This is a genomic window from Stenotrophomonas sp. JAG2 (assembly GCF_041080745.1).
Lineage (GTDB): Bacteria > Pseudomonadota > Gammaproteobacteria > Xanthomonadales > Xanthomonadaceae > Stenotrophomonas > Stenotrophomonas maltophilia_AA.
Map to the genome: position 1 here is coordinate 282256 of NZ_JBEUMH010000001.1, position 14292 is coordinate 296547.

Here is a 14292-nt window from a genome sequence, read left to right on the forward strand (position 1 = left end):
GTAATGCGGAGAGCTTACTCCGGGCGCTCGTCCGGCAGCTTCTTTTCTTCGCGCAGCACGCCGAGGGCGGCAATGGTCATGGCACCGGCCACGACCAGGCCACCGAGGAACACGATGTGCGAGCCGAACAGGGACAGCCCCTTGTGCACCCAGGCGAAGGTCAGGTCGCCACCGCGGTAGACCACGGTGTCGATGGCCGCGCCGGCCTTGTAGCGCCACTGGCGGTCCACACGGGTATAGATCGTCTCGCGCGCCGGCTTGGCCAGTGAGAATTCGCTGGCGCGGGTCATCACCTGCACCATCGCCACCATCAGCGGCAGCGGCGACGCGGCCAGGATCGAGAACCCGATGATGATCGCCACGCCCGGAATCAGCAGCGCGGGGGTGATGCCGAACCGGGACAGCAACCAGCGCGTGAAGCCGAGCTGGATGATCAGGGTCAGCGTGTTCACCGCCAGATCCACGCGCGAGAAGAACGCCGTACTTGCCGCGGCATCGGGATACAGGCGCCGCACGATCGAGGCCTGCTCGTTGTAGAGCATCGTGCCCACGCCCACGCCGAACAGCACCATCAGCGCCAGCCATCGCAGCATCGGCTCGCGCACGATCAGCTTCAGGCCATCGAACACGCTGCCGCCCATCGGCGTTTCGCCCGAGACCAGCTGCCGCTCCTGTTCGCGTGCCACCGCCCACAGCCGCAGCCGCCAGATGCAGCCCAGGCAGATCAGCAGGAAGCCGGCCGAGACCAGCATCAGGTTGGCGATGCCGACCGTCTGCACCAGCGCGGAGGTGATGATCGGGCCGAGGAAGGCCCCGATCGTCCCGGCGGCACCGAGATACCCGTAATACGCCCGCGCCTCCACGTTGGAGAACACGTCGGCCATGAAGCTCCAGAACACCGCCACCGCGAACAGGTTGAAGACCGTGATCCAGAAGAAGAACGCCATGCCGCGCCCGGGCATGCCGGTCTTGAACATCACGTAGAACCCGAGCAGGGTGACGATGAAGAACCCGTACACCACCGGCAGGAACACCCGGCGCGGATAGCGGCTCACCAGTGCACCGTACAGCGGCTGCAGCACCAGCATGATGAAGAACACGCAGGTGAACAGGAACTGCAGCACGAAGTCCTTCAGCGCGATCCCATGGCCGGCGAACCACGCGATCAACGGCAGCGGAAACACCGTCTGCAGATCGGAAGACGCCGCCATCGCTTCGCGCACCGGGCGCAGCACGTAGTAGCCGCTGAGCAGGCAGAAGAAGTAGATCGAGGCCCAGATCAGCGGGGGCGATCGGCGCCAGGCACCCAGCATGCCACTGGCGGCCGCGCCGGTTCCGGCCGCCGCGGTCATTGCCCGCTCTCTGCGGCCAAGGGGCGTTGCAACGGCAGCATGTGGGGAACTCCGGGCGTCGAAGCGCGCAAGGTAAACGATGCACCGCAACATCGCCAGCCTCCGGCGCGGCCATCGCCGCAACGCTGCGTGGCCCACGGCGCAGCCCCGGCCTGCCCCAACCTGTCTTATGCTCGGCGGGCACCCCGGCAAGGAGCGGCATGTACGACTACATCGTGATTGGGGCCGGTTCGGCCGGCTGCGTGCTGGCCAACCGGCTCAGCGAAGACCCGGCCTGCCGGGTGCTGCTGCTGGAAGCCGGCCCGCGCGATACCAACCCCTTCATCCACATGCCGGCCGGGCTGGCGCGGCTGGTCAACAACCGCCGCATCAACTGGAACCTGGAGACCGAGCCGGAGCCCGCGCTCGGCGGCCGGCGCCTGTGGTGGCCACGCGGCAAGGTGTTGGGGGGATCGAGTTCGATCAATGCGATGTGCTACGTGCGCGGCGTGGCTGACGACTACGACGGCTGGGCAGCCGGCGGCGCCACCGGCTGGGGCTGGGAGCAGGTGCTGCCGTGGTTCCTGCACAGCGAGCGCAACAGTCGTGGCGCCAGTGCGCTGCACGGCGATGCCGGCCCGCTGTCGGTCTCCGACCTGCGCCACCACAATCCCCTCTCGACTGCCTTCATCGCCGCCGCACAGGAAGCCGGCCACACCCACAATCCGGACTTCAATGGCGACCAGCAGCTCGGCGTGGGGCTGTACCAGGTCACCCAACGCGACGGTGCGCGGTGTTCGAGCGCCGATGCCTACCTGCGCCCCGCGCGCCAGCGGCGCAACCTGACCGTGCTCACCGGCGCGCAGGCGACCGCGCTGAGCTTCGAGGGCACGACGGCGACCGGTGTGCACTATCGACGCGCGGGTCGCCACCTGCATGCCCGCGCGGCAGCGGAGGTGATCCTCAGCGCCGGCGCCATCCACTCCCCGCACCTGCTGATGCTGTCCGGCATCGGCGAAGCAGACGCGCTCCGCTGCCACGGCATCACCCCGCGCGTGGACCTGCCCGGGGTCGGCCGCAACCTGCAGGATCATCTCGACATCTGCACCGTCGTGCACACCGGGCCGGGCGTCAGCTACGACCGCAGCAGCGAGCTGCGCATCGCCGTCGATTACTTCCTGCGCGGCCACCGTGGCGCCGGCACCAGCAACCTGGCCGAGGCCGGCGGCTTCGCCCGTTCGTCGCTGGCCACCGATGCGCGCGCCGACGTGCAGTTCCATTTCGTCCCGGCGATGCTCGACAACCACGGGCGCCATCGGCTGCCCGGCGATGGCTACACCCTGCATGCCTGTCCCCTGCACCCGCGCAGCCGTGGCCAGCTGCGCCTGCGCGATGCCGACGCACGCTCGCCGCCGCGCATCCAGGCCAACTACCTGGGCGATGCCGACGGCCATGACCTGAAGATGATGCGCGAATGCGCGCGCCTATCCGCTGAGATCCTGCGGCAACCCGCCTTCGATCGCTGGCGCGGCGCGCCGGTGTTTCCCTCCGGCACCGATCTGGACGACGCCGCACTGGACGACTTCATCCGGGCCAAGGCCGAGACCATCTACCACCCGGTCGGCACCTGCGCGATGGGGCGGCACCCCGAGGCCGTCGTCGACCCGACCCTGCGCGTGCATGGCACCGAGCGGCTGCGGGTGGTGGATGCTTCGGTGATGCCGCGCCTGGTCAGTGGCAATACCAACGCGCCGACCCTGATGATCGCCGAACGCGCCGCGCACTGGATCCGGGCGGCCGCGGCTGGCTGAACAGGGGTGCGCTGCGCCCCCGTTCGACGTGTGCGACCTCAGCCTGTCGGGACCGGCAAAACCCGCACGTTTTCAATGTGATACGCATTCATCTTCGATTCGTTTGTGCAATCGCGAAAAGCGGCGCTAGAATCGGTCCCAGCAGTCGCGCACGGGCACCCACACGATGAACCAGAACAACAGGCGCCGACCGATCCGTTCGGCGGCCACCGGGTTGTTGGGCATGTTGATGCCCATCGCCATGTCTTCCACCGCGCAGACGCCCGCAACGGCGCCCGCCGCGTTGCCGGTCAACATCGAGGAGTCGGCGCCCAGCGCCGGCCCGCACACCCAGCCTGCCGCATATCGCACCACGGCCGCCGGCCTGAAGGTGCAGCCGCCTGCGCAGGGCTTCAACGTCGCCTCGATCGAATCGATGGCGCAGCAGCTTACCTATGGTGAACGCGTGCCCGGCATGGCCGTGGCGATCGTCCAGGGCGGACGCGTGCTCAGCGCGCGCGGTTACGGCGTCACCGACGTCAACAACCCGCAGCAGGTCGATGCCCACACCGTGTTCCGCCTGGCTTCGCTGTCCAAGGCCTTCGCCGGCACCATGGCCGGCCTGCTGGTCAACGACGGCACGCTGCGTTGGGACAGCAAGGTCACCGACTACGTACCCGGCTTCCAGCTGAGCACACCCGAAGCGACCGAGCGCCTGACCGTGGCCGACCTGCTCAGCCACCGCGTCGGCCTGCCCTACAACGCCTACGACCGCGACGTCGAAGCCAACGCCGAGTACTACACGCTCACCCACAAGCTGGCCGCCACCTCGCTCAAGTGCCTGCCCGGCGACTGCTATGCGTACCAGAACGTGGCCTTCAGCCTGATTGGCGACGTGGTGTACGCCGCCTCGGGCAGCTTCTACGAACAATCCGTCGAGCGCCGCCTGTTCAAGCCGCTGGGCATGGACGACGCCAGCCTCGGCCTCGCCGGCATCCAGGCCAGCTCGCGCTGGGCACGCCCGCACGTGCGCAGCCGCAACGGCTGGGTCGCACTGACACCCAAGCCGACCTACTACCGCCTCGCCCCGGCCGCCGGCGTCAACGCCAGCGCCAGTGACATGGCGCAGTGGCTGCTGGCCCACACCGGTCACCGCCCCGACGTGCTGCCCGCCCCGCTGCTGGCCACGCTGCACGCCAGCCTGATCAGCACTCCGGGCGAAATGCGTTCGGGCTGGCGCCGCGAACGCCTCAACTCGGCCGGCTATGCCCTCGGCTGGCGCACCTTCGATTACGCCGGCCACGAAGTGATCTTCCACGCCGGTGCCGTCCAGGGCTATCGCGGCCTGGTCGCGCTGATCCCCGAGCGTGACCTCGGCATCGCCATCATGTGGAACGGCGAAAGCAGCCTGCCCAGCGGCCTGCTGCCGACCGTGCTCGACCAGGCCATGGGCCTGCCGACCCAACGTTGGCTGGACGTGGACACCGACTTCGGCAGCGACAACCTGATGGCCGAAGACGCCGCCCCGCAGGGCAAGCGCAAGGGCGTTTCGTCGAACCGTGCGGTCGCCTCGCCGCGCTGATCCCGCCCGCGAGCGGCATCGAAAAAGGCGGCCTGAGGGCCGCCTTTTTTGTGCGTTCTTTCGCGTCGCCCATAAAAAAACTCCTTCCCCGCTGGGCTGCCAGGGAAGGAGTCTCAGGTACGGCTATCGGGAAAAACTTAGATCAGCGGTGCCGGGGTTGCCGGCAGAGCGACCGGAGCGGCCTTCTTCTTGCGAACGGCCGGCTTGCGCTTTGCGACCTTCTTCACTGCCTTCTTCGCCGACGCCTTCTTGGCCGGAGCCTTGCGGGCGGTCGCCTTCTTGGCGGTGGCCTTCTTGGCTACCTTGCGGGTGGCCTTCTTGGCGGTCTTCTTGGCAGCCTTCTTCGGAGCGGCTTTCTTGGCTACCTTGCGGGTCGCCTTCTTGGCCGTCTTCTTTACCGCCTTTTTCGCGGTCTTCTTGGTGGCTGCCTTCTTCGCAGTCTTCTTGACGGCCTTCTTCGCCGTCTTCTTCACTGCCTTCTTCGCGGTCTTCTTGGTCGCGGCCTTCTTTGCCGTCTTCTTCACGGCCTTCTTCGCCGTCTTCTTCACGGCCGCCTTGCGGGCGGTCGCCTTCTTGGCCGCCTTCTTCACCGTCTTCTTGGCAGCCGCCTTCTTGGCTACCTTCTTCACGGTCTTCTTGGCAGTCGCCTTCTTAGCGACCTTCTTGGCTGCCTTTTTGGCGGCCGGCTTTTTCTTCGCAGCTTTCTTGGTTGCCATGGGATGGCTCCTCGTCAGTGATCTATGGAGTGGAAACGCCCAGGTAAAGCAAACCCGCCGTTGCTGCGTCGCGGGGACCGCCGTCGCGTCATGCGCGTCGTGACGGATACGGGGACACCTGCCATGTGCGGCCAGGCAGATATCGGATCAGGAAGGGTCTTGCGGTTCGCTGAAGGAAGCGAAGCCATCTCCACCGTCATCGGACGCGAGGTGGATGTCCAGGTTGTGCTTCGCGACTTGATGTCGATTCTGCTCACTCTGTTCGCAGGCAAGGTCTGCTGAGGCGAAACCTAATCACGCTTTTTTTCACTGTCAACAACCCCGGCGAAAAATTTTCACACCGGCGCCTTGCCGCGACGCCCCCGCCGCGCCCTGTGATCACCCCGCAGGCGCGCCATGCCATCGCCAGCGCGGACATCGCATGCGAGCAGGCGCTGACACCGCCGAAAAGAAAAACACTTAAAAGAAGCACTTTCGTGTCGCGACATCGCAACATCGCCGTGTACTGTGGCACCGCCGTGGACGCGCGGCGGGTTCGATCACAGCCGCCGCGGGACTGCCCGTGCGGACCTTAAACGGACCGAAAAACTTTTCACATCCGCCCGCGCTTTTTTCGACCCGATTCGCGTAACTGCGCAAACTTTTGACCGTCCGGCACCGACGCGTTCGCGCCTGGCATCGGCGCTCGAACGTCGCCGACGCATCCACATCGATCCCGCATCGGCATGCCGTCGGTCGTCAACGCGGGCCAGATCACTGGCGCGCATCGACACCGAACCGATCGTCATGAGGCGGTCGGTTCGCGCGCAGTGGAGGTCCGCAACACGCACGACCCTCACGCACTGCTAACGGCATCGACACGCACCCGGCGCGCGGGCAAAAAAAAACGGCCGCACCAGGCGGCCGTTCTTCCTGCCGGAAACGCGATCAGTGATCTTCGTTTTCCAGCAGCTCGGCGTAGTCGTCCGGACCCAGCAGTTCGTTGACTTCGTCCAGGCCGGCCACTTCGACGACATAGATCCAGCCGTCGCCATAGGCGTCTTCGTTGATGGTTTCCGGCTTGTCACTCAGGGCCGCATTGACCTCGACGACCGTGCCGGTGATCGGGCTGTACACGTCCGAAGCGGCCTTGACCGACTCGACCACCGCCGCCTGTTCGCCGGCCTTGACCTCTTGGCCAACCTCCGGCAGTTCAACATAGACCAGGTCGCCAAGCAGGCCCTGGGCGTGGTCGGAAATACCGACGGTGACACGGCCGTTGCCTTCAACGCGTGCCCACTCGTGGGACTTGAGGAATTTGAGGTCGCCGGGGATCTCGCTCATGGGACTGCTCCGAGGAATATCAGGGGGGGTCAAGAAACGGGGGTAGTGTAACCAACCGGCGCGGATACGCATGCGTCCGCACCGGGTACTTCACGGCATCAGCCGTCGATCAACACGCCGGACTGGGCCTGCCCTTCGCGCACGAACGGGAACTTCACCACGCGCACCGGAACCTGCTTGCCGCGGATGTCGACGCGGACGTCGCCCAGGTCGCCGCCCGGCACGCGCGCGAACGCGATGCCCTTGCCCAGCGTCGGCGAGAAGGTGCCCGACAGGATCTCGCCTTCGCCGCTGGCGGTCAGCACGACCTGGCCGTGGCGCAGCACGCCCTTTTCATCCATCACCAGGCCGATCAGCTGGCGGGCGTTGCCGGCCGCCTTCTGCGCCTCGAGCACGTCGCGCCCGATGAAGTCACGACCTTCGTCCAATGCCACGGTCCAGGCCAGGCCGGCTTCGTACGGGGTGATCTCTTCGTCCATGTCCTGGCCATAGAGATTCATGCCCGCTTCCAGGCGCAGCGTGTCGCGCGCGCCCAGGCCGGCCGGGCGCACGCCGGCGGCGGTCAGCGCCGTCCAGAACGCGACCACGGCGGTCTGCGGCAGCAGGATTTCGAAACCGTCTTCACCGGTGTAGCCGGTACGCGCCAGGAACAGCGGGGTGCCGTCGGCGGCGGTGGTTTCCAGCGCGGCGAACCGGCCGAGCTTTTCCAGCGCGGCGCGATCGCTCTCGCCCAGCAGGCCGATCACCCGCTCGCGTGCCGTCGGGCCCTGCACCGCGATGATGGCCAGGTCTTCGCGCTCGATGACCTCCACGTTGAAGGCGGCCGCCTGCTCACGGATCCAGGCCAGGTCCTTCTCGCGGGTCGAGGCGTTGACCACCATGCGGAAGAAATCGTCGGCCATGTAATAGACGATCAGGTCGTCGATCACGCCGCCGCGGGCATTGAGCATGCACGAGTACAGCGCCTTGCCGGTCGCCTTCAGCTTGTCCACCGAGTTGGCCAGCAGGGTGCGCAGGAACGGCTTGACCTGCTCACCGCGCAGGTCCACCACGGTCATGTGGCTGACGTCGAACATGCCGGCATCGCTGCGCACCAGATGGTGCTCGTCCAGCTGCGAACCGTAATGAATCGGCATGTCCCAGCCACCGAAATCGACCATCTTGGCGCCGAGTGCGCGGTGGGTATCGTTGAGAAGCGTCTTCTGGGTCATGACCGGTTCCGGGGGAATGAAGGCAAGAAAGCATTATCCCAGAACCGCCTTCACAACGCCTGCGGCGGTGCGGGAAAACCGCGGATCAGGCCTGCTGCACCTTCAGCGTCATGCCTTCCACCGCCACCACCCGCACCGGGCTGCCGGCCGGCAGATCCGGCCCAGCCACCACCCAGAACGCATCGTCGATCTTGGCCCGGCCCTTGCCGGCCACGATGGCCTGGTCGAGCACGACCACCCGTCCGATCAGCTGCTCGGCGCGCCGGTTCAACAGCGGCTGGTCGCTCTGGCGATCATGCGATCGCCCCCAACGCCGGTAGCACTGGATCGAGACGACGCTGAGCACCACGAAGGCGACCACCTGCCACAGCAGCGGGATGTCGGCGAACACCGCGACCAGCACGAACACGGCGGCGGCGCCGATCCCGATCCACAACATGAAGGCGCCGGGCGCGAGCGCCTCGGCGGCGAACAGCACCAGTGCCAGCGCGCCCCAGGCCACGACTTCCCAGCGCATGTCAGCCTCCGATCCGCGGCGGGACGCCGCGCGTGGCTTTCTTCTCTTCCTGCTTGGCGAACGCCTCGCGCGCCAGTTCAGCCACACCGGCGATCGAGCCGATCACGCCGCTGGCCTCCATCGGCATCAGCACCAGCTTCTGGTTCGGCGAGGTCGCCAGTTCCTTGAATGCTTCCACATACTTCTGTGCGATGAAGTAGTTGATCGCCTGCACGTCGCCCTGGGCGATCGCCTCGGAGACCATCGTGGTCGCCTTGGCTTCCGCCTCGGCCAGGCGCTCGCGCGCTTCGGCATCGCGGAAGGCGGCTTCCTTGCGGCCCTCGGCCTCCAGCACGGTGGCCTGCTTTTCGCCCTCGGCGCGCAGGATTTCGGACTGGCGCGAGCCTTCGGCTTCCAGGATCTGCGCGCGCTTCTCGCGCTCGGCCTTCATCTGCCGCGCCATCGCGTCGAGCAGGTCGCGCGGCGGCTGGATGTCGCGGATCTCGATGCGGTTGACCTTCACGCCCCACGGGTTGGTGGCATGGTCGACGACGCTCAGCAGCTGGGCGTTGATCACCTCGCGCTGGCTGAGCGATTCGTCCAGGTCCATCGAGCCGATCACGGTGCGGATGTTGGTCTGCACCAGGGCGATCATCGCCACTTCCAGGTTGGCGACCTCGTAGGCGGCCTTGGCGGCATCCAGCACCTGGAAGAACACCACGCCGTCCACGCGCACGGCGGCGTTGTCCTTGGTGATTACTTCCTGGCTGGGCACGTCCAGCACCTGCTCCATCATGTTCACCTTGCGGCCCACCCCGTACACGATCGGGATCAGGAAATGCAGGCCGGGCGACATGGTGTGGGTGTAGCGGCCGAAGCGCTCCACGGTCCATTCGTAGCCCTGCGGCACCATCCGCACGGCCTTGAACAGGATGACGACGGCCACGAAGGCCAGTACCAGCGAGAACAGCATGGTCGGAAACATCAGGTCACTCCCTTTCCCCGGAATCGTAGGTCCGAGTATAGCCACGCCGTCTTCACGCGGCCGTAGGGGTTTTCCCCCGACCGGTTTCGTCGGGATCAGGCGGTGCGCGGGGCGAACATGATGACCACCATGCCGACCAGGCACAGGCCGACGCCGAGCAGGTCCCAACGGCTGGGGCGGATGCCGTCGACCAGCCACAGCCACATCAGCGCGGTGCCGATGTAGACCCCGCCATAGGCGGCATAGACCCGCCCGCTGGCGGTCGGGTGCAGGGTCAGCAGCCAGGCGAACAACGCCAGGCTGGCGGCGGCCGGCAGCAGCAGCCACGCGCTGCCGTCCCTGCGCAGCCACAGCCACGGCAGGTAGCAGCCGACGATCTCGGCCACTGCGGTCAGCACGAACAGCAGCAGCGTCTTCACGGCTTGGGCTCGTCCGCCTTGGCCTGCTGCCAGAGCGCTTCCTGCGCGTCCAGGTCGAGCGCGGCCATCGACTGCCCCGCGGCCTCGGCCTGCGCTTCCATCGCCCGGAAGCGGCGTTCGAACTTGTGGTTGGCCAGGCGCAGGGCGGCGCCCACATCGACCTGGGCGTGACGGGCCAGATTGGCGCAGACGAACAGCAGGTCTCCGAGCTCTTCCTGCAGGCGCGCGTGGTTCTCCTCGACCGGGCCGCGCGCGAATTCCGCGGCGACCTCGTCCAGCTCCTCGCGCACCTTGTCCATCACCGGCGCCGGGCCCGGCCAGTCGAAACCGACCCGTGCCGCGCGCGCCTGCAGCTTCACCGCCCGCTGCCATTCCGGCAGCCCGCGCGAGATGCCGGCCAGCGCGGAGGTGTCGGTGTGGCCCTTGGCGGCACGCTCGGCGCGCTTGATCGCCTCCCAGTTGCTGTTGACGTCCTCGGCCCCCTTGATCTGGACCTGGGCGAACACATGCGGATGCCGGCGCTCCATCTTGTCGCTGATCGCGCGGGCGACGTCGGCGAACGCAAAGGCGCCCTGCTCCTGCGCCATCTGCGCGTGGAAGACCACCTGCAGCAGCAGGTCGCCGAGTTCGTCCTTGAGATCGTCCAGGTCGCCGCGGTCGATCGCATCGGCGACCTCGTAGGCTTCCTCGATGGTGTAGGGCGCGATGCTGGCGAAGTCCTGCTGCAGGTCCCAGGGGCAGCCCTGCAACGGATCGCGCAGGCGCGCCATGATGCCCAGCAGGCGGTCCAGTTCAGGGGTGGCAGGCATCGTTGCTCCAGTCAGGTCAGGCGGGCAGCCACGCGCGCCACGGCAGGCGGGTATCGCCCAGCGCGATGAAATCGCCGTTCAACAGGGTTTCGCGGCGGTTGTAGCGGAACGGCTTGCCGGTCTCGGCCGAGAGCACCGCGCCACCGGCCGCGTGCAATACGCACTGGCCGGCCGCGGTATCCCATTCGGAGGTCGGGCCCAGCCGCGGGTAGACGTCGAGCGTGCCTTCGGCCAGCCGGCAGAACTTCAGCGAGGAGCCCTGGGCGAGCACCTCGATATCGCCCATGCGGTCCAGCAGGGCCTGCGTCTGCGCGCTGCGATGCGAGCGGCTGGCGGCCACCCGCAGCGGTGCCGAAGCCGGCGTGCGGGTGCGCAGCACCGAATCACGCATGCCGTCGCGGCGGTAGGCGAGCTCGCCGCGCATGGCGTGCCAGACCTGGCCGGTGGCCGGGGCCAGCACCACGCCGAACGCGGGCGCGCCCTGGTAGATCAGCGCGATGTTGACGCTGAACTCGTCATTGCGTTTGACGAATTCGCGGGTGCCATCCAGCGGGTCGACCAGCCAGTAGGCGCCCCAGTGCTGGCGGATGTCCCACGGCACCTGCGCCGATTCTTCGGAGAGGATCGGCAGCTCCGGGGTCAGCTGCGCCAGCCCGCGCTCGATCACCTGGTTGGCACCGAGATCGGCGGCGGTGACCGGGCTGTGGTCGGATTTGATCTCCACATCGAACGGCGTGGCGTACACCGCCATGATGGCGGCCGCTGCGTCCTGGGCGATGGCGATGACGGTTTCGCGCAGATCCGTCGTGAGTTTGATCATTCCTTCCGTCCCAGCCACTCGCGGGCGATGAACAGCGCCGCCAGCGATCGGCCTTCGGAGAAATCTTCGCGCAGCATCAGCTGGTCCAGGTCGGCCAGCTTCCACGGCACGACCTCCAGCTCCTCCGGCTCGTCGCCGACCAGGCGCTCGGGGTACAGATCGCGCGCCACCACGAGCCACGACTGGTGGCTCATGTAGGTCGGGGCCAGGGTCATCGCGCGCAGCACGTCGACCCGCCGGGCACCGTAACCGGCCTCTTCCTTCAATTCGCGGTCGGCGGCCTGTTCGGGCGTTTCGCCGGCATCGATGCGGCCTTTCACCAGGCCCAGCTCGTAACGGTGCATGCCGGCGGCGTATTCACGCACCAGCAGCACGGTCTCGTCATCGAGCATCGGCACCACCACCACGGCGCCGTGGCCGCGGGTCACCAGCCGCTCGAAGCGGCGGCGTTCGCCGTTGGAAAACTCCAGATCCAGATGCTGGCGCTGGAACGGCCCGCTTTCCTCGTCCGTGATCTGGTGGATGATGGGCAGGCGACGGCTCATGCGAGCATCTCTAGAATGGGTACTGGTGAAAACGTGTTCATGAGCCCGAAATGCTAGCAGACCCAGCCCCCCTCACGCTGGCCGATCAGTGGCGGCAACGCGATCTGGCCGTGCTGTGGCACCCGTGCACGCAGATGCGCGAGCACCCCGACACCCTGCCCCTGCTGCCGATCGCCCGCGGCGAAGGCCCGTGGCTGATCGACCACGATGGCCATCGCTATCTGGATGCGGTGAGCAGTTGGTGGACCAATCTGTTCGGCCATGCGCAACCGCGCATCGGTGCGGCCATCGCCGAGCAGGCCACCCGGCTGGAACAGGTGATGCTGGCCGGCTTCAGCCACGAGCCGGCGGTACGGCTGGCCGAGCGCCTGCTGGCCATTGCCCCGCGCCAGATCGGGCGCGATCCGCTGGCCAAGGTCTTCTATGCCGACAACGGCTCGGCCGGGGTCGAGGTGGCGCTGAAGATGGCGTTCCACTACTTCCGCAACCGCGGCGAGAACCACCGCACCCGCTTCGTCGCGCTGGAGAACGGCTACCACGGCGAAACCCTGGGCGCGCTGTCGGTCGGTGACATCCCGCTGTACCGACGCGTGTATGCGCCGTTGCTGACCGAGGCGCTGTTCGCCCCCTCGCCCGATGCCTACCTGGCCGAGCCGGGCCAGAGCGCCGCGCAGCGCGCGCACCAGGCCGCCGATGCGCTGGCCACGCTGTTCGACCAGCACCCGGGCGAGATCTGCGCGGTGATCCTGGAGCCGCGCCTGCAGTGCGCCGGTGGCATGCGCATGTACGACCCGGTCTATCTGCAGCGTGCGCGCGCGCTGTGCGATGCCAACGGCGCGTTCCTGATCGCCGATGAGATCGCCACCGGTTTCGGCCGCACCGGCACGATGTTCGCCTGCGAGCAGGCCGGGGTGATGCCGGACCTGCTGTGCCTGTCCAAGGGCCTGACCGGCGGGTTCCTGCCGCTGTCGGCGGTGCTGGCCACGCAGGCACTGTATGACGCCTTCCTCGATGATTCGCGCGAGCGCGCCTTCCTGCATTCGCACAGCTACACCGGTAATCCGCTGGCCTGTGCCGCCGCGCTGGCGACCCTGGACATCTTCGCCGGGGAGGACGTGATCGCGCGCAATCGCAGCACCGCCGAGGTGATGCGTGCCCTGGCCGCGCCGTTCGCCGACCACGCGCACGTCGCCGATGTGCGCCAGGCCGGGATGGTGGTGGCCTTCGAACTGACCCGCAATGGCGACAAGCGCACGCCGTTCCCGGCCGACGCCCGGGTCGGGCTGCACGCCTACAAGGCCGCGCTCAAGCGCGGGGTGGTGCTGCGCCCGCTGGGCAATGTGCTGTATTGGATGCCGCCGTACTGCGTGGAGGATGAACACTTGGATCTGCTTGCCCTGACCACGCTGGCCGCCATCGACGAGGCCGTCGCATGCGCGTGACCCGAAGCCATATCGATCATCCGCTGGCGGTCGGCCAGACCCTGGCGCTGCCCGAGGACGCCGCCAACCATCTGGTCCGCGTGATGCGCCTGCGCGAAGGCGACGGCTGCGTGCTGTTCAACGGCGATGGGCAGGACTACAGCGCCACCCTGGTGACCGTGGGCAAGCGCGATGCGCAGGTGCGCATCGAGAGCGCCACCGCACTGGACAACGAATCGCCGCTGCACATCACCCTGCTGCAGGGCATCGCCCGCGGCGAGAAGATGGACCTGATCCTGCAGAAGGCCACGGAGCTGGGCGTGCAGGCCTTCGTACCGGTCAATGCCGAGCGCACCGAAGTGAAGCTCGATGCGGCCCGCGCCGAGAAGCGCCTGGCGCACTGGCACAGCGTGGTGGTCTCGGCCTGCGGCCAATCCGGCCGCGCCCGCGTGCCCCGCGTGGCCGCGCCGCAATCGCTCCAGGACGCTGCCAACGGGGTCGCAGCCGGGGCATTGAAGTTGACCCTGGATCCGCAGGGCGAGCACCGCCTGTCCACCCTGTCAGCGGCACCGGGCGGCGTAGTGATCGCGATCGGCCCCGAAGGCGGCTGGTCGCCACGCGATCGCCAGGCGCTGGCCGCAGCGGGCTTCCAGGGCCTGCAGCTGGGCCCGCGCGTGCTGCGCACCGAGACCGCGGGTCTGGCCGCCATCGCCGCCGTGCAGGCGCGATTGGGCGATCTGGGCTGAAGCAGAAACGGAGTTCTCCGACGCTTCAGCCCACCCTTGATTCATCTGGAGCGATAGCCCCCTTGAGTCAAGGGGGCGCGCCGACAGGCGCGGGGATC

At 67.6% G+C, this 14292-nt stretch carries 14 protein-coding genes; 4 read left to right on the forward strand and 10 right to left on the reverse strand.

Annotated features, from left to right (window positions below; all coding sequences use genetic code 11):
* Window positions 1-14: 14 nt before the first annotated feature.
* Window positions 15-1352 (reverse strand): NTP/NDP exchange transporter, encoded by a 1338-nt coding sequence (locus AB9O74_RS01215; RefSeq protein ID WP_176990607.1) that lies wholly within the window; start codon window positions 1350-1352, stop codon window positions 15-17.
* Between the two features lie 200 nt (window positions 1353-1552).
* Between AB9O74_RS01215 and AB9O74_RS01220 the strand changes: the two genes are divergently transcribed.
* Both AB9O74_RS01220 and AB9O74_RS01225 read left to right on the forward strand, forming a co-directional pair.
* Window positions 1553-3142, forward strand: a complete 1590-nt coding sequence (locus tag AB9O74_RS01220; RefSeq protein ID WP_369348130.1) for a GMC family oxidoreductase — start codon at window positions 1553-1555, stop codon at window positions 3140-3142.
* A 223-nt stretch (window positions 3143-3365) separates the two neighbouring features.
* The gene (locus AB9O74_RS01225) at window positions 3366-4703 is read left to right on the forward strand and encodes a serine hydrolase domain-containing protein (RefSeq protein ID WP_369348131.1); all 1338 of its coding nucleotides are present in this window, start codon (window positions 3366-3368) and stop codon (window positions 4701-4703) included.
* A gap of 137 nt (window positions 4704-4840) precedes the next feature.
* On the opposite strand, the gene AB9O74_RS01230 is transcribed toward AB9O74_RS01225, so the two are convergent.
* From AB9O74_RS01230 to nudE, 9 genes are all read right to left on the reverse strand, one after another.
* Window positions 4841-5419 carry a hypothetical protein gene (locus AB9O74_RS01230; RefSeq protein ID WP_176990610.1) on the reverse strand — a complete coding sequence of 193 codons (579 nt, stop codon included), beginning with the start codon at window positions 5417-5419 and terminating at the stop codon, window positions 4841-4843.
* Between the two features lie 927 nt (window positions 5420-6346).
* Window positions 6347-6742, reverse strand: coding sequence for a glycine cleavage system protein GcvH (gene gcvH / locus AB9O74_RS01235; RefSeq protein ID WP_179460306.1), 396 nt, complete (start codon window positions 6740-6742; stop codon window positions 6347-6349).
* A 98-nt stretch (window positions 6743-6840) separates the two neighbouring features.
* Window positions 6841-7953: a glycine cleavage system aminomethyltransferase GcvT gene (gene gcvT / locus AB9O74_RS01240; RefSeq protein WP_369348132.1), complete on the reverse strand. Its 1113-nt coding sequence runs from the start codon at window positions 7951-7953 to the stop codon at window positions 6841-6843.
* Window positions 7954-8038: 85 nt separating this feature from the next.
* Window positions 8039-8470, reverse strand: coding sequence for an NfeD family protein (locus AB9O74_RS01245; protein WP_346478795.1), 432 nt, complete (start codon window positions 8468-8470; stop codon window positions 8039-8041).
* Between the two features lies 1 nt (window position 8471).
* A complete protein-coding gene (locus AB9O74_RS01250) occupies window positions 8472-9434 on the reverse strand; it encodes an SPFH domain-containing protein (RefSeq protein WP_046272684.1) in 963 nt (320 codons plus the stop codon).
* Window positions 9435-9529: 95 nt separating this feature from the next.
* Window positions 9530-9853, reverse strand: a complete 324-nt coding sequence (locus AB9O74_RS01255) for a YnfA family protein (RefSeq protein WP_369348133.1) — start codon at window positions 9851-9853, stop codon at window positions 9530-9532.
* Complete coding sequence (mazG, locus tag AB9O74_RS01260; protein ID WP_369348134.1) at window positions 9850-10662, reverse strand: nucleoside triphosphate pyrophosphohydrolase; 813 nt, start codon at window positions 10660-10662, stop codon at window positions 9850-9852. The genes AB9O74_RS01255 and mazG overlap by 4 nt, the downstream gene beginning before the upstream one ends.
* Before the next feature lie 16 nt (window positions 10663-10678).
* Window positions 10679-11482: a 3'(2'),5'-bisphosphate nucleotidase CysQ gene (gene cysQ / locus AB9O74_RS01265; RefSeq protein WP_176990616.1), complete on the reverse strand. Its 804-nt coding sequence runs from the start codon at window positions 11480-11482 to the stop codon at window positions 10679-10681.
* On the reverse strand, window positions 11479-12027 hold the full coding sequence (nudE, locus tag AB9O74_RS01270; RefSeq protein WP_121039027.1) for an ADP compounds hydrolase NudE: 549 nt from the start codon (window positions 12025-12027) through the stop codon (window positions 11479-11481). Before nudE ends, cysQ begins: the two co-directional genes overlap by 4 nt.
* A gap of 50 nt (window positions 12028-12077) precedes the next feature.
* Between nudE and bioA the strand changes: the two genes are divergently transcribed.
* On the forward strand, window positions 12078-13469 hold the full coding sequence (bioA, locus tag AB9O74_RS01275; protein WP_369348135.1) for an adenosylmethionine--8-amino-7-oxononanoate transaminase: 1392 nt from the start codon (window positions 12078-12080) through the stop codon (window positions 13467-13469).
* On the forward strand, window positions 13460-14194 hold the full coding sequence (locus AB9O74_RS01280) for a 16S rRNA (uracil(1498)-N(3))-methyltransferase (RefSeq protein ID WP_369348136.1): 735 nt from the start codon (window positions 13460-13462) through the stop codon (window positions 14192-14194). The genes bioA and AB9O74_RS01280 overlap by 10 nt, the downstream gene beginning before the upstream one ends.
* Window positions 14195-14292 lie beyond the last annotated feature (98 nt).

Bases quoted from the DNA above. Each gene is read 5' to 3' on its own strand.
- AB9O74_RS01215 (WP_176990607.1), bottom strand. From the start codon at position 1,352: ATGACCGCGGCGGCCGGAACCGGCGCGGCCGCCAGTGGCATGCTGGGT.
- AB9O74_RS01220 (WP_369348130.1), top strand. From the start codon at position 1,553: ATGTACGACTACATCGTGATTGGGGCCGGTTCGGCCGGCTGCGTGCTG.
- AB9O74_RS01225 (WP_369348131.1), top strand. From the start codon at position 3,366: ATGTTGATGCCCATCGCCATGTCTTCCACCGCGCAGACGCCCGCAACG.
- AB9O74_RS01230 (WP_176990610.1), bottom strand. From the start codon at position 5,419: ATGGCAACCAAGAAAGCTGCGAAGAAAAAGCCGGCCGCCAAAAAGGCA.
- gcvH (WP_179460306.1), bottom strand. From the start codon at position 6,742: ATGAGCGAGATCCCCGGCGACCTCAAATTCCTCAAGTCCCACGAGTGG.
- gcvT (WP_369348132.1), bottom strand. From the start codon at position 7,953: ATGACCCAGAAGACGCTTCTCAACGATACCCACCGCGCACTCGGCGCC.
- AB9O74_RS01245 (WP_346478795.1), bottom strand. From the start codon at position 8,470: ATGCGCTGGGAAGTCGTGGCCTGGGGCGCGCTGGCACTGGTGCTGTTC.
- AB9O74_RS01250 (WP_046272684.1), bottom strand. From the start codon at position 9,434: ATGTTTCCGACCATGCTGTTCTCGCTGGTACTGGCCTTCGTGGCCGTC.
- mazG (WP_369348134.1), bottom strand. From the start codon at position 10,662: ATGCCTGCCACCCCTGAACTGGACCGCCTGCTGGGCATCATGGCGCGC.
- cysQ (WP_176990616.1), bottom strand. From the start codon at position 11,482: ATGATCAAACTCACGACGGATCTGCGCGAAACCGTCATCGCCATCGCC.
- nudE (WP_121039027.1), bottom strand. From the start codon at position 12,027: ATGAGCCGTCGCCTGCCCATCATCCACCAGATCACGGACGAGGAAAGC.
- bioA (WP_369348135.1), top strand. From the start codon at position 12,078: ATGCTAGCAGACCCAGCCCCCCTCACGCTGGCCGATCAGTGGCGGCAA.
- AB9O74_RS01280 (WP_369348136.1), top strand. From the start codon at position 13,460: ATGCGCGTGACCCGAAGCCATATCGATCATCCGCTGGCGGTCGGCCAG.